The organism is Ensifer sp. Root31, assembly GCF_001424825.1.
GTDB classification, from domain to species: Bacteria; Pseudomonadota; Alphaproteobacteria; order Rhizobiales; family Rhizobiaceae; genus Ensifer; species Ensifer canadensis.
This window is the reverse complement of sequence record NZ_LMCO01000015.1, coordinates 23,902-43,621: the sequence shown is the minus strand read 5'-3', so window position 1 is coordinate 43,621 and position 19,720 is coordinate 23,902. Positions and strand designations below refer to the sequence as shown.

Annotated in this window: 9 protein-coding genes; 4 read left to right on the top strand and 5 right to left on the bottom strand. The window is 62.1% G+C overall.

The features are described from left to right. Positions 1 to 4: 4 nt before the first annotated feature. From ASD00_RS16020 to ASD00_RS16005, 4 genes are all read right to left on the bottom strand, one after another. Positions 5 to 2,809: a condensation domain-containing protein gene (locus ASD00_RS16020; protein ID WP_057207538.1), complete on the bottom strand. Its 2,805-nt coding sequence runs from the start codon at positions 2,807 to 2,809 to the stop codon at positions 5 to 7. After that, positions 2,806 to 10,884 (bottom strand): hybrid non-ribosomal peptide synthetase/type I polyketide synthase, encoded by an 8,079-nt coding sequence (locus tag ASD00_RS16015; RefSeq protein ID WP_057207537.1) that lies wholly within the window; start codon positions 10,882 to 10,884, stop codon positions 2,806 to 2,808. Before ASD00_RS16015 ends, ASD00_RS16020 begins: the two co-directional genes overlap by 4 nt. Further along, positions 10,881 to 12,830, bottom strand: a complete 1,950-nt coding sequence (locus ASD00_RS16010) for a non-ribosomal peptide synthetase (RefSeq protein ID WP_057207536.1) — start codon at positions 12,828 to 12,830, stop codon at positions 10,881 to 10,883. The genes ASD00_RS16015 and ASD00_RS16010 overlap by 4 nt, the downstream gene beginning before the upstream one ends. A 349-nt stretch (positions 12,831 to 13,179) precedes the next feature. Continuing rightward, positions 13,180 to 14,037, bottom strand: coding sequence for a glycoside hydrolase family 16 protein (locus tag ASD00_RS16005; RefSeq protein WP_234907998.1), 858 nt, complete (start codon positions 14,035 to 14,037; stop codon positions 13,180 to 13,182). A 138-nt stretch (positions 14,038 to 14,175) separates the two neighbouring features. Between ASD00_RS16005 and ASD00_RS16000 the strand changes: the two genes are divergently transcribed. The 4 genes from ASD00_RS16000 (at position 14,176) to ASD00_RS15985 (ending at position 18,779) form a co-directional block, all read left to right on the top strand. Next, positions 14,176 to 15,624, top strand: coding sequence for a hypothetical protein (locus tag ASD00_RS16000; RefSeq protein ID WP_244496063.1), 1,449 nt, complete (start codon positions 14,176 to 14,178; stop codon positions 15,622 to 15,624). Beyond that, positions 15,621 to 16,904 carry a polysaccharide pyruvyl transferase family protein gene (locus ASD00_RS15995; RefSeq protein ID WP_057207534.1) on the top strand — a complete coding sequence of 428 codons (1,284 nt, stop codon included), beginning with the start codon at positions 15,621 to 15,623 and terminating at the stop codon, positions 16,902 to 16,904. Before ASD00_RS16000 ends, ASD00_RS15995 begins: the two co-directional genes overlap by 4 nt. Positions 16,905 to 17,216: 312 nt before the next feature. Next, complete coding sequence (locus ASD00_RS15990) at positions 17,217 to 17,843, top strand: Crp/Fnr family transcriptional regulator (protein ID WP_051509272.1); 627 nt, start codon at positions 17,217 to 17,219, stop codon at positions 17,841 to 17,843. Positions 17,844 to 18,116: 273 nt separating this feature from the next. Beyond that, positions 18,117 to 18,779, top strand: coding sequence for a response regulator transcription factor (locus ASD00_RS15985; protein ID WP_025428340.1), 663 nt, complete (start codon positions 18,117 to 18,119; stop codon positions 18,777 to 18,779). A gap of 227 nt (positions 18,780 to 19,006) precedes the next feature. On the opposite strand, the gene ASD00_RS15980 is transcribed toward ASD00_RS15985, so the two are convergent. Continuing rightward, complete coding sequence (locus tag ASD00_RS15980) at positions 19,007 to 19,558, bottom strand: DUF922 domain-containing protein (RefSeq protein ID WP_234908000.1); 552 nt, start codon at positions 19,556 to 19,558, stop codon at positions 19,007 to 19,009. Positions 19,559 to 19,720: the final 162 nt, after the last annotated feature.

The window sequence follows — 19,720 nt, the reverse complement described above, 5'->3', positions numbered from 1 at the left end:
GTGTTCAGCGCTCGTCGGAGCGGAACCTGTTGATGACGATGGTCGCCAGGGCCTGAATGCTGTTGCTGTTGAGGCTATCCTCGTGCCAACCCTCGAGGTCGAAAACCTCGCTGTCCGGGGTGATTGCACCACCCCAGCCGAAGAGCAGCTTGCGCGCACGGCGATGGGTGGCTTCACTGCGGAACAAAAGCACCGACTTTTCATTCGTCGGTGGCGGACGATAGCGACGGGCCGCATTGACCAGCAGGTCGGTAACGTCGGCATTGACTGCTTCTTCCTGGGAATAGGTCCCCGCCCGCAGGCCCAGATGTTTGAGCAGGGCAAGCGTGAAGTTGAACTCCCTGAGATAGTCGACGAAGCTGATGCGGCCGGAAAAGAGCTTGCGCGTGAAGTAGCCGACGCGCTTCACCCGGCGCTCGCTGTTCCAGCGAAGGCGCCGAAGCCGGGGCTGCGACTTGACATAGCCCGGTGCCCAGGCATCGATGACGGCCGTGAAGCGAAGATCGGCGCCGCGCTCGCGCAGCTGGCGGGCAATTTCGACCGCCAGCACGCCATTGACGCAGAGCCCCATCACGCCGACCGGGCCTTTCAGAATATCTGCGCCCATACTGTCGACGGCATGCCCGGCGATCTCTTCAAGCGACATGGAGGCGAGATCGCCGGTGAGGTCCGCATGGAACATGTTGGCGTTATAGACCGAGACGGTATCGCCAAGATCGGTCGCAAGCCGGTAGTAGAGGAACGGATGATTGAGCGTGTAGAGCGTATAGGGCGCATCGGTGCGCCCGCAGGCCCCCACGCTCCAGGGATTGGCGCTTGCGGGTTCCAGATCGGTACCGGTCGGCTGCGCTTCGCCAAACAGCGCAGTGGAAAAGCCCCCGAATGTCGGCTGCTTGAAGAGCAGCTCCAGGTCGGCCTTTGCCCCAAGCTTCGATCTGGCGCCGGAGAGCATGCGCAAAGCCAGCAGCGAGTGACCGCCGAGCGCGAAGAAGTTGTCGCCGGGCGCGACCGTCGGAACGCCGAGCACCTCTGCCCATATCGCAGCAAGAGCCTTGGTCTGGTCGGTTCGCGCCGCCGGTACTGGTGCCGAGACATCTGTTGGCTCAACGCGATCGGCCACAGCCTTGGCGAGGATGGTCGGCGGCGCCGGTATCCGCAACGCGGTTCGATCGATGGTGCCGCTGGCATCGCGCGGAAAATTGAGAAGCACGCTGACACCACCCGGCATCGCGGATTGCGAAAGCTGCCGGCTCAGATACTCCATCAGGCCATCAGGCAGGCGATCGAGCGGTTCGGTGATCGTCGGCGCCGGCGTGACGAAAGCATGCACGCGCTTGCCATCGCCTTCGACCAGCACCACGGCCGAACCGACGGATGGATGGGCCGCAAGCATCAGTTCGATCGCCGTTGCCGGCCCCGTCTCCACTCGCAGCGCCTTGATCTCCCTCGGAGGGATGACCAGTGAGGAAAGGGGCGCCGAGGGCCGTTCCAGCGCCGCTTCATAGGCCTCCTGCCAAAGCCGCAGAAGAGATTCGATCGTGCTCTTTTCAAACAGGTCGGCATTGTATTCGATCGACATGCGCCATCCGCTCGGCCTGCCGATCATGATGAAGCTCAGATCGTAGATGACACCCGGCGATTGCGACGGCGCGCTGAGCAGCTCGAAACCTCCATACTGATGGTCTTCCAGGAACGCCTTCTGCAGGTTGAAGTTGACCGAGATCAGCGGGTTGCGCGAGGGATCGCGCACCGGATTGACCAGTTCGACCAGTTTGTTGAACGGCATTCTGTGATGGTTGAGGGCAGCCGTCACCGTTGCGGTTGCTAAACGCACATGCTCGGCAAAGGAAATGTCACCGGCCATGTCGAACCGCAGAACAACATTGTTGATGAAGACCCCGATAAGGTTCTCCAGATCCGTCTCGTCGCGCCCGGCGACCTGTGAGCCGAACATGACGGTGTCATGTCCGGTATAGCGGTGCAGCAACGCGCTGACGACGGCAGCCCCGAAACTGTAGAGCGAGACCCTATGCGCGCGGGCGGCGGCGTCGATCCGCTCGCTGAACTCGCTCGGGTTGTTGACGGACAGGATATTGCCGCGGCTGGTCTTGACCGGTCCGCGCGGCGTGTCGGGAATAACTTCGAAATAGGGCGCTCCGGTCAGCTGTTCGCGCCAGAATGACTTCTCGGTCTCGAAACCGTAGCTGTTCAGATACTCCTGCTGCCACAGCGAGAAATCGCCGTATTGCAACGGCAGGTCCGGAACAGCCGGCTGCCGGCCGGCATCAAGCGCCGCCGCGATCTCGCCGACCTCGCGGCCAAGCACGCGGATCGACCAGCCATCAAAGCAGCTCTGGTGGGCGGTGATCAGTAGAAAGCCCCGCTCGTTCTCTACCATCAGCAGCGAAACGCGGAAGAGGTAGGGACTGCTGAGGTCGAACGGCGCGCGCGCGGTCTCCTCACCGATCGAGAGGATACGCTGATCGCGCTGATCGGCAGGTACGTTTCGCAGGTCGATGACCGACATCCTGAAGTCGACTTGGTCGACCACCTGCTGGCAGGGCCTACCGCCGACTTCGACGAACCGGGTGCGAAGGGCCTCATGACGCTGGATGACTGTACGAAAGGCGGCCTCCAACGTCGAGGATCGGAATGCGCCTCGGATCTCCCATCGGACTGCGACGTTGAGCGCCGGATTGCCTGGCTTCAGCTGGTCGAGGATCCAGCAGCGCAACTGGGTCTGGGAACAGGGGAACTCCGCAATCACGGTGGGTTCGGCGACAGGTGCAGTGTTGCTTGTCTCTTTCATACTCTTGATACCTGCTCAAACCGGCGCCGCGCGCCATTGCGGAAATCTCTCAGCGAAGGGACCTGCGGCTGGGTGCCGTTCGGATCGATGTCGTCGCGTGTCTCGGCAAAGGTGGCGAGTTCTGCGATGGAGGGATGCATCATCAGATGTTTGGCCTCCAGGCGCAGACCGCTGTCGAGCATGCGGGCGGCGATGCGGAAGATGATCAGCGAATCCGCGCCGAGCGCGTAGAGGTTGTCCTCGACGCCGATCTCCTGCGCGTTCAGAACCTCGCGCCAGATCTCGCAAAGCTGCGTTTCCATGGCGGTGCGCGGCGGCACCCTGATGGCCGTGGTCTCGCGTTGCGGCAAACCACGCTGTTCAAGCGTCTTGCGGTCGAGCTTGCCGTTGGCCGTCTGGGGGAGAGCCTCCTCAAGCACCCAGAAACCGGGGACCATATGCGCCGGCAGGTTGGCCTCCGCATGGGCGGCAAGCGCGGATGCCGAGGGTTTGCTGCTCAGGTCTTCCGGGATGACATAGCACACCAGCTGCTTGTCGCCATTGCTGTTCGGGGCGGCGACGACGGCGCATTGGCGAACGCCGGCGGCGCTGGAGATGGCAGCCTCGATATCGCCAAGCTCGATGCGGAAACCGCGCAGCTTGATCTGCTGGTCGCGCCGGCCGAGCAATTGTAGCGAACCATCCGCGAGCCGCCGACCGACGTCGCCGGTCTTGTAAAGACGCTGAACCGTTCCCGTGCCGATGTCGATATCGGCGAAGGCCTTCTCGGTCAGATCAGGGCGGGCGAAGTAGCCGTTGGCAAGGCCCTCGCCGCCGATATGCAGTTCACCCGTGACGCCGATGGCGGCAACGCGGTTGGCCTTGTCGAGGATGAGGAGCTGCGTGTTGGCGATGGGATGGCCGATGGTGATCGGCTTTTCGCCATCCTCGATCCGTTGCACCGACGACCAGATCGTCGTCTCGGTCGGGCCGTACATGTTCCACAGCTCGCTTCCGAGGCCGAGCAATGAAGAAGCGAGCGCCTTGGGAAGCGGCTCGCCGCCGCACAGCATCTTGAGGTTCGAGCGGCTGAGGCCGGCTTCGACCAGCATCTGCCAGAGTGTCGGCGTCGCCTGGAGCACGGTCGCACCGCAGCTTTCGACGAGCCGCACCAGAGCAAAACCGTCGCGCACCGTGTGCCGGCCGGCAAGCACCACCTTCGCACCTGTGATCAGCGGCAGGTAGAGTTCAAGGCCGGCTATGTCGAAGGAGATCGTCGTCACCGCGACGATCGTATCGCGATCGTCAAGCCCCGGCTCCCGCGCCATCGACGTGAGGAAGTTGACCAGGGCGCGATGGGAGACTTCGACCCCCTTCGGTGCGCCGGTCGATCCCGACGTGAAGATGATGTAGGCCGGCGTCGCCGCGTCCGTGGGGACCTTCGGCAGTGCAGTTGCCGCGCCGGTCGTGTCGACGTCGCTATCGATGCGGATGATCGCGACGTCCTTGCCGGCCAGTCCCTCTGCCCGGTCGCTATCGCAGATCATGCCGGCAACGCGCGCAACCTCAAGGGTTTGCGACAGGCGGGTCTCAGGATGGGCAGGGTCGAGCGGCACATAGGCATGTCCCGATTTCATGATCGCCAGCAGGGCGATCACCATTTCAAGCGACCGTTCGGCGAGAAGGGCGATGCGCTGGCCCGGCTCCGGGACGGTCTTCTGGATTTGGCAAGCCAACTGGTTGGATCGCCCTTCAAGCTCGCCATAGGTCATCGTCTTGCCGTCGAGTTCGACGGCAATCGCGGAAGGCTGCTCGGCCGCCTTTTGGGCAAACAGCGAGAAGACGAATGCGTCGCGATCGTAGTCGGCGGCCATGTCGTTGAGGCCCTCGGCAAGCCAGGCCTGTTCGGCCGCAGACAGGAGCGGCAGATCGTGGATCGGCCGGGTGATGTCGGCTGCCAGCGCCGCAACCAGTGTCGCGAAATGGCCGATCCAGCGCTCGATCGTGCTGCGCTCGAAGACCTCGGCATTGTAGTCGACATCGATGCGAACGCCGTTGGGGCTTTCGGTCAGGTTGAAGAACATATCGAAGTTGGAGAAGGCCTTGGCGTTCGACGCGATCTTCGTCTGCAGCCCGCCGAACTCCAGATTGTCAGGAACCCGCTCGAGGTTGAACTGGATCTCGGTCAGCGGCAAGCGATGCGTATCACGCTTGACGCCGAGCTTACGGACGAGCGTGCCGTAGGTGTAATCCTGGTGCTCGAACGCACCGAGCACAAGCTGCTGCGTCGCCTTGAGATGCTCGTCGAAGCGCTTGTCCGACGAGACCGTCTGGCGAAGCGGCAGGAGGTTGACGCAATGGCCGACGAGCGTCTGGCCGTCGAGCAGGCTCTGCCCGGCCGAAGGCACGGCGACGACGATGTCGTCCTGTCCGGAGAGGCGGGAGATCATGATTTGCAGCGCCGCCAGCAACGTCGAAAACAAGGTCGCGCCGGACTTTGCACCTGCCTTCTTCAGGGCTTTGTAGGTTTCCGCCTCGATGCTTCCGGTGACGGTGCCGCCGGCAAAGCTGCGGCGATCCGACCGCGGCCGGTCCAGCGGCATTTCCGGCAGATCGGGGACGTCCTTGTATTGGTCGAGCCAGAATTGTTCGGTCGCGTTCGATATATCCGCATTGGGAGCAAGATCGGTCGCGTAGGTGGCAAAGGAGAGCGGCGTCGTGAGCCCGGCCTCGGCGTTGCGCATCAAGGCGGAATAGGTCGCGGCAAGCTCTTCGATCAGCACATTGATCGACCAGCCATCGCAGATGATGTGGTGTGCGGTGAAGACCAGGCGGTGACTGTCGGGAGTCATCCTGACGATGGAAGCCCGAACGAGTGGCCCATCGGCAAGATCGAAGGGAGTGCGCGCATCTTCGTCGATCAATTGCTGCAACAGCGCCTCGGCATCGTTCTCGCCGGCAAGGTCGATATCGGCGACATCGAGCACGAAATCGGGAATGAACTCGAAATGATCCCCCGCCCGGCCGAACCGGATCTGCAGCGCATCATGGCGTGCGACTACGGCATCAAGCGCCCGGCCCAAGCGTTCGCGATCCAGCGGCCCGTCCAGAACCATCGTGAAGGACTCGTTGAAGGAGCAGGAGGCTTCATCGCCGACCTGGGCGGCCAACCAGATTTCCTTTTGCGCTTCCGTCAGCGGCGCCGTTGACGGTCGGGCAGTTGCCACATCAGCAGGCTCCGGCGCGATATCCTCTGCCTGGCGTTGCGTGCCGAGGATGCCGACCGATTGGAACGCATCAAGACTGGTGCGGAAGGCGGCAGCGATCGCCTGGAAATCCGCCTCGCTGTGGGCGGTCGTCAGGAAGCAGGGATAGCCGTCCTGGATATGAATACCCTGCATGCGCATCTTGGCATAGAGGAGCGAGCCCAGCGGATCGTCGCTGCCGAAGTCGGCAAAGAACCAGCTCTTGTAGCTGTTGATGGTCTTGGCGATACCGCGCCGGGCGAGATCCGCATTGATCTCGGCGACCAGAGCCTGCGTGCGATCGGCGACGGCGCCATAGAGTGCGGCGCCCTCGCCCCTGATGTGCTGAAGAACGGCCCGCGCCGCCGCAAGCACGAGCGGATGGCGCACGAAGGTCCCGGCAAAGAAGGTCGGCGCGGTCATCGGAACGCTATCGTCGCCATAATTCCAGCATCCGCCGTCGAGTGCATCCATGAAGCGGCTGTCGCCCACCAGCACGCCGATCGGCATGCCGCCGCCGATGACCTTGCCATAGGTCGCCATGTCGCCCTTGATGCCCCAGACGGCCTGCATGCCACCGGGATCGACGCGGAAGCCGGTGACGACCTCGTCGAAAACCAGCGCGAATTCGGATTTCGTGGCAATAGCACGCAGCTCGCGCACAAACTCGACCGGCCGTAATTCCGGATGACGGCTCTGGACCGGCTCGATGATCACCGCGGCGATATCGCCGGCATTGGCCTTGATCCAGTCAAGACTTTCCGGATCGCCGTAGCGAAGAACCGTCATGTTGGCGACGGAGGCGGCAGGGATGCCGGCGGCGACCGGTATCGCGACCGGCGCACCAGCCCGGTTCCGGCCCTTGACCAGCACCTCGTCGAACTGCCCGTGATAGTCGTTGCCGAAAATCACGATCCGATCCCGGCCGGTCACCGTGCGCGCCACCCGCATGGCCGCCATGACGGCCTCCGAGCCGGTGTTGCAGAAGGTCACGCGTTCGTGCCCGGTCATCTCTGCGATCAGTTCCGCGACTTCGCCGGCAAGCGGCGTCTGCGGGCCGATGGCAAATCCGGCGTCGGCCTGCGCCTTCACCGCCTCGACGACGAAATCCGGCGCATGGCCGAAGGCCGTCTGACCCATGCCGTTGACCAGATCGATATATTCATTGCCGTCGACGTCCCAGATGCGCGATCCCTTCGAACGATCGGAAACGACGGGGAAGACCATCTCCTTCCAGTCCTGGCGGAAACCGGCAGCGGTGCGCGGATCGGCGAGCCACTTCCGGTTCTGGCCGGTGAAGCTCTTCGATTTCCCGTTCCGTGCCTCGTAGGCGGCGATCAAGTCGGCGACGAACGCCTGCTTCTGTGGGGTCATCTCGGTCGAAAGGCTCTTGGCGCCGGGACGGTAGAGCTTGATGCGCTCCGCTCCGATTTCGCCATCGGCGGTGCGATCGACCTCAATCTTCGATACCAGCTGCGGCTCAATCGTCGCGATCGGAGGGGCGATCGCCGCCGCAACAATGGTCGACTGTGCGGAAGGGGCTGCGACGGAACCTGTCGCCTGGAGCACCTGCAACTGCTGCGTAACGATCGTCTGCAGCATCTGCAATTGCGACTGGAGGACGGACTCGATGCCGGCAACAGTCGCGGCTGTGGTGACGGGGGCAACGGTAAGCGGCAGGGCCGCCTGCGCTGCGACGGCGGGCGCCGCGGCGACTGCGAGCGACGGCAGGGCCACCGGTGCGGATGCCGGCGCCTGCTGCGGCTCGGGCGGCAGCTGCCGGTCGAGATGCGCGGCCAGATCCTGGATGCTGGGAATGTTGCTCAGCAGCTCCCGGAACGAGAGCTTGATCTTGTAGTCTTTCTCGATCCTTTGCGCGAACTGGCCGATGAAGAGCGAGTCAAAGCCGAGCTCCAAGAATGTCGCACCCGCCTCGCCCGGTCCGAGCGCCTCCCCCGACATGTCGCTGAGCAGGGTGATGAGGGAGGTTTGCAAGGCAGGGATACGGCTGGCAGCAGCAACTGGTGTGGCAACATTCATGATTTTGATCCCGTCAAACGGTTGCGCTTGAGTGTCGGTGGAAGATGGCTCGGCGGCAGGGAGCTGCTCGGCCGACGATGCCGGCCGGCCTTCGCCGCGCCGTGCGGAGGCAGGAGCGTCAATCCAGTGGCGCTGCCGCTGGAACGGATAGGTCGGCAGAATGAGCGGGGTTTTGCTCGCGGACGACGTCGGCCAGTTGAGGTCGCAGCCCGACATCCAGAGCTTGCCGTGGGCCTCGGCGAGGGTTTCACCGGCGGCATGCGCGCGATCATGTTCCGGCAGCGACTGGACGACGGCAGTGACCGCATCGCGGCTGAGCGTCTGGGCCGCAAAGACCGACAGGGTGCGACCGGGGCCGACCTCCAGCAGGACGGGCTTGCGCCCGTCGCAAAGGGTCGCCAACCCGTCGGAAAACCGGACGGCGGCGCGGCAATGCTTCGCCCAGTAGTCAGGCGACATGCCCTGTTCGATCGTCTGCCATTGGCCGGTGACGCACGAGATATACGGCGTTATGGCAGTGCCGTAGGTGACCTTTGCCGTCTCTTCGCGCAGGGCTTCGGTAACGCCGTCCATCATGGCGGAATGAAACGCATGCGAGGTGTGAAGCCGGCTGAAGGCGATGCCGGCGCGCTCCATCGCAGCGCACGCAGCATCGACGGCAGCGAAGGTTCCGGAGATCACGCAGAGTTTCGGGGCGTTGACCGCAGCGATTTCGACCTCGTCGCCAAGATAGGCTGAGACTGTCTCCACATCCGCCCGCACGGAAACCATCGCGCCCTGGGGCTGCGACTGCATCAAGCGGCCGCGCGCGGTCACGAGCCGCAATCCGTCCTCGAAGGAAATGACGTTGGCAAGCGTCGCGGCGACGAATTCGCCAACGCTGTGACCGATCATGACATCGGGTTTCAAGCCGCGGCTCATCCATAACCGCGCGAGCGCATATTCGACGAGATAGAGGCACGGCTGCGCGATGCGCGTCTCGCGCTGTTCGTCGGCCATGGCCTGGCTCACCGTGCCGCTGTGGCAGATGAAATCGCGCAAGTCGGTTTTTAAAGGTGCCCGGAGCAGCTCCGTGCCCCTGTCAATCCAGCGGGTGAATTCCGGTTCGCGGCTGTAGAGTGCCGCGCCCATGCCGACATATTGCGAGCCCTGGCCGGGGAACATGAAGGCGATCGGCGGCCTTTCGGTGGCAACGCCACTTGCTACGCGCTCGCTGCCGAGGCGCTCAATCGCCTGCTCGATATCGTTGGCAGCTATGGCGGTGCGATGGCTGAAAGCGCGCCGACCGGTCTGCAGCGTGTGCGCGACCTGCGACAGTGGCAAAGCAGGGTTCGCCTGCAGGTGATCGCGCAGGTTCGCCCGCATGGCCGCAAGTGCTGCCTCGTTGCGGGCAGACAGCGGCAGAATGTGAGGCCCCCGCGCCACGTCGTCGACATTGCCCTGCGACGCGGGCGCCTGCTCCAGCACGAGATGCACATTGGTGCCGCCGACGCCGAACGAGCTGACGCCGGCGCGGCGCGGACCTTCGGTGGCCGGCCAGTCGGTGGTGCTGGCGGGAATATAGAAGGGACTGTCGTCGAGATTGATGCGCGGGTTCGGCCGCTGATAATTCGCCATTCCCGGTATCTTGGCGTGATAGAGCGCCAGCGCAGTCTTGATCAGCCCGCTGACGCCGGCAGCGGCATCGAGGTGACCGACATTGCCCTTGACCGAGCCCAGGGCACAAAGCTGCCGCTTGTCGCCTGCCTCGGCAAAGGCGCTGCGCAATCCGCCGAACTCGATCGGGTCACCAAGCGGGGTCGCGGTGCCGTGGCATTCGACATAACCGATTGTCGAAGGATCGACCCCCGCGTTTGCCAGAGCAGACGAAATCGCGTCCGCCTGCCCCTCGACGCTTGGCGCGGTAAACCCGATCTTGTCCGAACCGTCGTTGTTGATGCCGTAGCCGCGAATGACCGCGAAGATCCTGTCGCCATCCCTCAGCGCGTCTTCCAACCGCTTCAACAGCACGATGCCCGCGCCGCTGCCGAAAACCGTTCCAGCCGCCTGTTCGTCGAACGGCCGGCAGACGCCATCGGGCGAAACCATGCCGCCCTCCTGGTAGATATAGCCACGCCGTTGCGGGATCGTGATCGATACACCACCGGCAAGGGCCATGTCGCAGCTGTAGGTCAGCAGGTTCTGGCAGGCCTGCGACACGGCCAGCAGCGACGTTGAGCAGGCCGACTGGATGGCGATCGCCGGTCCGCGCAGGTTGAACTTATAGGCGATGCGGGTCGCTAGAACGTCCGTCACTGAACCGACGATCTGCTGGAAGCAACCGATCTGGTAGTTGGAGGTGAACTCCTCGACCTTCGCCCGCTCACCCAGGACATTGTTGATGAGATAGGTGGGCATCGAGGCGCCTGCGAAGACGCCGACCAGGCCGGGATAGCGGTGAGGATCGTACCCGGCCCGCTCGAGCGCTTCCCAGCAGACCTCGAGAAAGACGCGGTGCTGCGGATCGGTGACCGCCGCTTCCCGCGGGAACATGCCGAAGAACTCGGCGTCGAACATGTCGACATCCGGGAGCTGCGGCCGGGCTGGAACGTAGTTTGCGGCAGCACGTTCCTCGTCAGTGAATGCGTCTTCGATCTCGTCCGGCCTCAGTTTCAAAAAGGCATCCCGCCCCTCACAGACGAGATCCCAAAGCGCCTCCACCGACGGAGCGCCCGGGAACCGACCGGACATGCCGATGATCGCAATGCCGGTCACGTCCTGGTCATTGCGATCCGAGCCGCGGGCGTCGTCTGCATCGTTGAAAACGGTCATGAAGCGCTCCTGCGGAAGTGGGAGATGTTCTTCTTTTGCAGCGCCGCACGTTCGGCCGCCGTCATCGCTCGGGCACTGGCCGACGACTTTCCATCGAGGAAGTCCGCCAACTCGTGAATGGTCGGGTGCTTGAACAGGGCAACGACATCGATCGACCGGCTGAGGTTGACCTCCAGCGCCGCATGCACCCGCATCAGCTGCAGCGACGTGCCGCCGAGATCGAAGAAATTGCGATCAAGCTCTACGGCCTGCTGGCTGAGCACGTTGCGCCAGAGGTCTTGCAAGAGTGCCTCGGTCCGACTGGCGACTGGCGCGTTCTCGGCCGGCAACGCATCCACCGGCAGCGGAAGCCTGGCGCGGTCGACCTTGCCCGATTGATGCAATGGCAATTCGTCAAGCACGATCACCGCGCTCGGGATCATGTAGGCGGGCAGGCTGTTGCGCAGTCTCTCCATCACGTCGCGGATCAGCTCGGCGTCGTCTGCGCGGGTGCCCTCACGTGGGCACAGGTAACCAACGATGCGCTTGTGCGACTGATCCAGATTCTGGCAGATGACGACACCGTCGGCGAGCCGCGGATCGCGACGCAAGGCGGCCTCGATCTCGTCAAGCTCGATGCGCTTGCCATTCAGCTTGATCTGCCGGTCACGCCTGCCCCGGAAAAGCAGGATGCCGTCGTCGCTGAGCACCGCGAGATCGCCTGTCAGATAGCCGCGCACGTCTCCCTGTTCGGTGCGGATGGTGATGAACCGTTCTGCCGTCAGCTCGGGGCGTCGGAAATAGCCGATGGCGACGCCCTCGCCGGTGAGGACAAGCTCTCCCTCTATGCCGCGCCCGACCGGGCGACGGTCCTCGTCGACGATCAGTATACCGGTGTGGCTGACGGCGCCGCCGATCGGCACGTCCTTGCCGTCGAACCCCGCGGGGATGTCGAAGGCGGTGGCCAGAACAGTGATTTCCGTTGGCCCATAGAGGTTTGTCAGTCGGCAGTCCGGATGCGCCTTCTGAAAGCGTTTGATGTGCTCGGCAGAGGCGACTTCGCCGCCGAACATCATATGCCGCAACGTCGGCAGTTCGCCGCAGGAGAAATCGGCGAGCAGGTTGAACAGGCCGGTGGTCAGCAAGGAGGAGGTAACGCCGTTGTCACGGATGACATCCCTAAGCCGGCCGACCGAGAAATTTCCGTCCGGCAACCCGGCGATGGTCCCACCGTTCGTCAATGTCGTCCAAATCTCGAACGTGGAGGCATCGAAAGCGATTGTTGCCGCGTGCAGCATCACGTCGGCACTGCCGATCTGCACGTAATTCTGATCGAGCGCGAGCCGGGTAATGCCACGATGCGGAATGGAGACGCCCTTGGGTCGACCGGTCGAACCCGACGTGTACATGACGTATGCCATGTCGCCGCCTTCGCAGGGTACTGGCTCGAACGGCTTCCTCTCGGCTTGCTGCGCGAGATCGGCGACGATCGCGTGAAGATCGGCGATCGTGCCCTTGACGCTCGGCACAAGGCGCATCGTGGCAAGCGAGCAGGTATCGACGAAGACCACCTTGGGCTCGCAGTCGCCGATGACATAGTCGAGATGATCGACGGGAAAAGTCGTATCGAGCGGCAGATAGGCGGCGCCGACCTTGAGGGTGGCCAGCATGGCGACGATCGTTTCGAGGGAGCGTGGGACGAAGAGGCAGACGATATCGCCCTTCGTGACGCCCGCATCGATCAGATAGGTGGCAAGCGCATCGGACATCAGCTCAAGCTCGCCATAGCTGATCGAGTGGTCGTCGAAGACGATTGCCGTCGCCTGCGGAGCCGCCTGGGCGTGCCGGTGAACGACGGCATGAACCGAGTGCTCCGGGTCGTAGTGCACGGTTTCCTGCGAGCGGCCCGTCACGCGCCCGGACTTCACCGCCGAATTTTCTGCGCCGAAAAATCGGAACTCAGCCATCGTTCGCCTCCTGTCCCTCTCGCCTCACTGCCCGGCGGGACGGCTCAAACGCCCTCCCGGCAATGGGCAGCTCGCGAATTTTGCTGCAATGCCGTCGTCAGCCAGAATTCCATGGTGGCGAAAAATGAACAGCTGATCATTGGGATAGCCGCACCGACGCATCGCCATCAAAAGGGTTAGGCCCGCTTAGTCCTTAAGGGGATGGAAGCCACGGCTATGCACGGACGAGGCGCCCGATAGGCGGCCGGAATCGTGTTCCATCTTTTTGTTTTCGCAGGATTTTTCGAGGTCGCCTGCCGCGCCGACCCTGGCGGATCAAACGCGGTGAAAACGACCTGGCGAGGGGCGCCTATTGAAGGTCGTATGCCCTGACATAATCGATGAACATGTGGGATGGATCCGGCGCCTGATCGGCGGTTTTTTCGACGAGCGCGAGGTTGAGCAGCACGTACATCGGCTGCCGGTGCTCAGGCCGCGTTTCGGCCTTCCACACGAGTTTCCGGTCAAAGTACATCCGGATGAATTCGGAATCGATCTTCACCCCATAGGTATGAAAATCCTGGGGGTCGGCGTCGCGAAATACCTCGATCCGACTGAATTGGGAATCGTCCTTGTCATCGCGATGCCAGACATGGATGACAGAGGAGTATCCTTCCGGCTTGTCACCGTAGAATTCCATCACGTCTATCTCGGCCGTCGACTTCGAGCGGTCCTTGCCGATCAGCCAGAATGCGGGCCATACGCCCGGACCGACCGGCAAACGCGCACGCATTTCGAAATAGCCGTATTGCTGGGCAAAGCCATTGCCCTTGGCGTCCACCGAGGCGAGCAGGCCTGACTGCCAGTCACCTTCCGGGTCGCGCTTGGCCTCGATCCTCAGAATGCCGTTTTCAGTCTTAAACGGCGAGCGCTCACCGGGGTTGGCAAAGCGGGCGCCACCAAAATCCCCCGACCACGGCGTATGCGCGATCCAGCGGGTGCCGGGCCCCCAGGCGGACACGCTCAGATCATCGAAGGTCTCGTCAAAGGTCAGCGGCATGTCGTCGACAGGAAGCTCGTCGCCCGTGTCGCCGGCCGTGTACCCATCGGCATGGGTCGCCGACACAAGCATCATCAGCCACAGGCAGCCGACGACAGGCCGGACGAAAAGCCGAACTGGCAGGCGGCGTGCCCAATACGGGCGAACTTCGCGAACAGATGGGGTCATGGTGCAAACTAACGCGGGGCGCTACCGCGGGTCCATTACCGATTCAGGCCGCGGCTTTATGCGAAAGGCTTAGCCGGAGGCGTAAATACGCAACATGCCCCCTTTGATAGGATCGTTTCAGCAACTGGAACTGGTGGCATGAGCTTTGAACTGATCGGCTTCGTTACCGTGCTTGTGGGGTTGGGCGTGCTGATGGCGCCCATCCACTGGGCGTTGACGTTCATGGTCGTCTCAACCGCTCTCGGCTCTGCCGCTGCCATCGGCCTTCCGGCACTTGGCGGCGCATCCATCCTCGTTCCAAATGTTTTCCTGCTGTTCTTCGGCCTCAGGGTCCTGATGGCCTATGGCGAAGGTCCGGTGCTGGCGGCCTTCGTGCCTGCCGGTGCCGGCTTCTGGCTGATGGTGCTCACCCTTTTCGGCGTGCTGACGGCGATCCTGTCGCCTCGCCTGTTCCAGGGCGCCGTCGACGTGATGACGGTCGAGCGATCTGTTGGTGCGAGAAGCTTCATATCGCTGTCACCGCTGCGGTTTTCGTCCAACAACATAACGCAGGCCGTCTATGCACTCGGCGGACTTGCCTGCTTCGGATTCTGCCATGCCTATCTGCGCCGGACGGCCGCGCCGTCGCACCTCGTCCACGCCATCCTCATTGCCGCCACCGTCAACCTCGCCTTCGCCGCGGCCGACATCCTCACTTATTTCTCCGGCACCGAGTATCTGCTGAGCGTGGTACGGACGGCCAACTACGCCCTCCTGACCGCCGCGGAAAAAGGTGGGTTGAAACGGATTTCCGGATCGTTCCCCGAGGCGTCGGCCTTTGCCGACTACACCTTGATCCTGTTTGCCGCGACCGCGAGCCTCTGGCTCGACCGGGTGCGCTCACGGGCGACAGCCCTCCTGGCGATCGCCTCGCTTGCCGGCCTGGTGTTTTCGACTTCTGCCACAGCACTGCTCGGGTTGGCCGTGGTCTTCCCGTTTCTCTGGATACGTTCGATTGTGACGGTCTTCGAACGGAGAAAGCCCGGACGTCCGGTGTTTCTCGCCGCCCTCTTCCTGGTCGTACCGCTCGTCATCCTCACGGTCGTCAACTTGTTCCCGGAGGTGGTGTCGACTGTTTACGATTTTCTCGATGAGATGCTGCTGTCAAAGGCCGACAGCCAGTCCGGCCGCGAGCGCGCGATGTGGAACGCCGCCGCCTATGAGGCGTTCGTCAACACCTCCGGCATGGGGGCCGGCCTGGGGAGCGCCCGCGCCTCCAGCTATCTACTGGTTCTGCTCTCGAATGTCGGGGTCCTTGGGCTCGCCATCTTCTGGGTCTTCGTCGCGGCCATTCTGTGCGCTCGCGCGGCACCAGACGCCGGGCGGCGGACGGAAAGCCTTGCCGCGCTTCGGGCGGCAAAGGCCGGCTTTATCGCGGCCCTGAGCACCGCTCTCGTATCGGGCACCGTCTATGATCTGGGCCTGATGTTCTACATTCTCGCCGGCAGCGCGTCGGCGCTGACATGCCGGCAAATCGCCGAGGCAGAAGCGCCACGACCGCGACTGGTTGGTGCGACAAGCCCGCGCCGTATGGGAGGCTCCCGATGAAAATCGTCATCTTTAACGTCAAATACAGCGAAAACCTTGGTGACGGCATTCTGGCGCAGTGCCTGGAGATTGCGCTGGCGCGCGGGGCCAAGGGGCTGGAGGTCAAGACGATCGATCTCGCCGGCAGGACGGCATTCGGCACCGGCGGTGGCGGGCGCCGCCGACTGTTGCTGAAGGTACTGCAAGCGCTGCCGTCATTCGCGCGTCGGCTGGTCGTAAGACAGGCGCTTGGCCCGACACTCCGTCGATTGCAGGTCGAATGGCAAAAGGAGATTGACGCCGCGGATGCGGTCGTCATCGGCGGGGGAAACCTGTTTCAGGACGACGACCTGAACTTCCCGCTGAAAGTCGGTGCAGCACTCGATTGTATCAACCGCAGCGGCAAGCCGCTGGCGGTCTATGCCGTCGGCACCAGCCGGGACTGGTCGTCGCAGGCAAGGCAACTTTTCGGCATGATCGATGAGAGCCAAGTCGTCCACATTTCGGTCCGTGATACTATCGCCGGCCGCAACTGGCTCGGCCATTTTCCATCCGGCCCGCGCGCCCGGATACTGCCCGATCCCGGGCTGCTCGTCCGGGAAATCGTCGCGTGCCACGCGCTTGCGCCACTGAAGGCAGATGACCGGGCAATCGGCATCTGCGTCACCGACCCGCTCATTCTGCGCCGACATTCCAGCCATGGCTCGACTGGAACTCCTTTTCGGCATGCCGACGACTATCACCAACTGCTAAGCCTGATGCTCGACGCCGGATATCGGATCTGCCTCTTCACCAATGGAGCCCAGGAAGACCAGGCCTTTGCGCGGCGCATTCTCGGCGGTGACGGTCTCGCCGATCACATCGACAGCGGTGATCTCTACCTCGCCCCTCGTCCCAAAACGCCCGAGGAACTGATCCACATCATCGCATCGACGCAGGTGATACTGGCACATCGCCTTCACGCCTGCATCGCCGCCTATTCCCTCGGCGTGCCGCAGGTCGGTCTCGGCTGGGATGCGAAAGTCGAAGGCTTCTTCCAGTTCGTTGGCCGACCGGAGTATTTTGCCAACGGACCCGACATCTCCGCTCGCGATGTGGCCTCCTTGCTTGAAGAGGCAGCCCGCAAGGGCATCGATCCCGCGGCCCATGCCTCGATACTCAATCAAGCCCGCAACGGCATCTCGCAGCTGCGAGAGTGCCTGGAGGCTCACCAAAACCGCAGCGCAAGCCCGACGATTCAGCCGGTGGCTGTGCCAAGCGGCAGAGCCTTATCCGGCTATGCGTTGTCGCACGGTCTCTAACCGTAACGGGTCACACAGTGTTGATCGCGCGGTTATCGGCACCTTAGTGGTCCAAAACCCAAATGCTTCAGCTAATTAGGACCGGTACCCACCCGGCCGGATTAAGCTCATATCGATGTGATTTCCCGCCATTACTAATCCTCTTGGGTAATATTCCTAACCACCGGTTGTTTGCTATATACTTAAGTACAATCGAATGGACCGAAGAGAGAGTGCGCCTTTATGGTGGGGCAACTTGGGGCATTTATAGGATCGTCACGGTTTAGAGAATTGTCGAGTTTCGACACGGATCAGCAGAGGTCCGAACTCTCCGTGGCGCGAAAACGGGTATTCCCGGCGGGCTCGATACTGTTCGAGCCCGAAGGTCGATCGTGCGTCCTGTTCTTCATCTCCGGCTGGTGCGTCAGCCGGAAGATTCTGGCAAATGGCACCCGCATCGTCATCGATTTCATGCTGCGCGGAGATATGCTCTGGACCCTGTCGTCGGAAATGACGCAGGAGACAATCCAGGCGCTGTCCGACGTTGCCGTCTACGAGTTCGCGGTGCCTCCCGGCACCGGCGGCCCCAATCTGTCGCAGAGAATCCAGCAGAACTTCGTGCACGAGATGCTCAAGCGCCAGGTCAGGATGACCGAGCGGCTGGCAAACATTGCACGCCGCGACGCACTGGAGCGTACCGGGCATCTCTTGCTCGAGCTCGCAGTCCGCGCAGGTAGACCCGACAGGCTGGGATTTGACGGTTTCGATTGCCCGCTGACGCAGTCCGACATCGGCGACGCCGTCGGCCTGTCGACCGTGCACATCAATCGCGTTCTGAAGGAGATGAGGTTGAAGGGATTGTTGTCGTTCAGGAATGGCATCGTCGAATTTCTCGATCGCAGACGCCTGGCCGAATTGGTGGACTTCGATCCGGGCTATCTCAGCACGAATTCCGGTTGATTCATTGCGAGGGCTTTAACCTGTGTTAATGCGCACCGACAATATATGTGATCTGATTACCAAAATATAAGAAGAAAATACGAGAGGACCCTGAGGGAATATCAACACCAATACTTGTATCTAGAATATTTACACCTAACAAAATAAGAATAAAAAGGAGAAAATTCAATGGATATTCGTACAGCAACAATTGCAAGAACCTCCACGACGCGACCGACATCCCTCCCAAGCGTACTGGAACAGCGTCTTCCCCAAAGTCTGGCGGGTTCGGATATGACCGATCAGGAGGAAGATCTCGACTACATCCTGCTCATCGACCCTCGTGCTCTCGACCGGGAGTGCCTGTCGAAAAGCCTGACGGGCTATGACCCCGGGCTGACGATCGTCACAGTCGGATCCTTTGACGAGTGGCGCGGCCGCAAATTGCAGACAGACCCTTCCGCCGTTCTTCTCATCGTCGGCGGCGGCAAAGTGGGTGACCTTGCCGTCTGCGAAAAGATCGAAACTCTGGTTGAGAAGTTCAAATATAGCCCAGTGATCGTGGTTGCCGAAACGGATGAACTCGGCCAAATTCTCAAGGCATTGGAATGCGGTGCCCGTGGCTACATTCCAAGCAATGTCGGCATCAATGTCGCCGCCGAAGCGATTGCGCTGGCGCGCGCCGGTGGCGTCTTCGTTCCGGCAAGCAGCATCCTGACGATGAGAGAGGCAATAAATTCGGTCGTGAATGGCGCCCGTTGCTCCGACAGCCTGTTCACGCCTCGGGAAATCGAAGTCGCCGAAGCCTTGCGCCGTGGAAAGGCAAACAAGATCATCGCCTATGAGATGGATCTGTGTGAAAGCACCGTGAAGGTTCACATTAGAAACATCATGAAAAAGCTGAACGCGACCAACCGCACCGAGGTCGCCTACAAGATCAGAGAATTCATGAAGTAAGCCGCCGATAGCAAACGAACCGGCAGACGTTGCGAATAACGAAGGCTCCGGCAGGCGTGTTTTTGATCACGGCCTGCTGACCGTGGTTCGCGATCGGCTGACTCGTCTCCTATATCCGGCATCTGGCCGATATGGGCCGGCATGTGTAGTTTCGAGATGCGCCCCGGCAAGAGATTGTCGGGGATGCCGTTGCGGCGCACGAAATGGCGCATGCCCGTGAGCCTCGGTCAACGGCTTCCGGCACCATTGACGAGATTGAGAATGAGTTGGTGGATATTGCCGCCATCACTGAGTTCGACGCGGTCGAAGTCCCGGCTTCTCTGGCGTTGAGCAACAGACAGCTCGCCGAGCCGCCTCGTCAGCTCAGTCCTGATCTTGCGGCAGTTGGGGTCTGCGTCTACCGAGAGCCCGACTGATGTGGTCTCGATCGCCTTCACCAGATCCTTGATGTAGTCACCGTGAACAAGCTCGTGCTTGCGAACGCCTGCGAAAAAGGTTTCCCAGTTCTCTACCATGGCCCCCTGCAGCGGCTTCGACGGCTTCGGCAGCGTATAGGTGATGATGAGCTTCGGCTTGGCCGAAACGAGCGTGCAGGCGTTGCCTTGCGGCTCGTATTTCCGGGTCCAGGTCAGCTTGAAGTCCGTGTGAGCGATGGCCCGAACCAGCCCGCCGACCTTTGGCCCCCGCTCGCCGATCGACGCATAAAGCTCGGCGCCGGTCTGCCCCGAGATCGCATAGGTGCGGACCTTTTCCACCGCCTGCCATTCCGCATGCGCCATGCACGGCAACGAAAATGCGCAAACCATCGTACTGCAGAAGAAAACGCTTCGCTTCACCCGAATCCCCTGGAAGGCACCTGAACGCGGGCGACCCTACTGCATAATTTCTTGATCGGCATCGATTTATCGAGAAAGGCGGCCGCACAATCGCGCGACCGCCTT

Bases quoted from the DNA above. Each gene is read 5' to 3' on its own strand.
- ASD00_RS16000 (WP_244496063.1), top strand. From the start codon at position 14,176: ATGAGCTTTGAACTGATCGGCTTCGTTACCGTGCTTGTGGGGTTGGGC.
- ASD00_RS16005 (WP_234907998.1), bottom strand. From the start codon at position 14,037: ATGACCCCATCTGTTCGCGAAGTTCGCCCGTATTGGGCACGCCGCCTG.
- ASD00_RS16020 (WP_057207538.1), bottom strand. From the start codon at position 2,809: ATGAAAGAGACAAGCAACACTGCACCTGTCGCCGAACCCACCGTGATT.
- ASD00_RS15985 (WP_025428340.1), top strand. From the start codon at position 18,117: ATGACCGATCAGGAGGAAGATCTCGACTACATCCTGCTCATCGACCCT.
- ASD00_RS15995 (WP_057207534.1), top strand. From the start codon at position 15,621: ATGAAAATCGTCATCTTTAACGTCAAATACAGCGAAAACCTTGGTGAC.
- ASD00_RS16015 (WP_057207537.1), bottom strand. From the start codon at position 10,884: ATGACCGTTTTCAACGATGCAGACGACGCCCGCGGCTCGGATCGCAAT.
- ASD00_RS15980 (WP_234908000.1), bottom strand. From the start codon at position 19,558: ATGGCGCATGCGGAATGGCAGGCGGTGGAAAAGGTCCGCACCTATGCG.
- ASD00_RS16010 (WP_057207536.1), bottom strand. From the start codon at position 12,830: ATGGCTGAGTTCCGATTTTTCGGCGCAGAAAATTCGGCGGTGAAGTCC.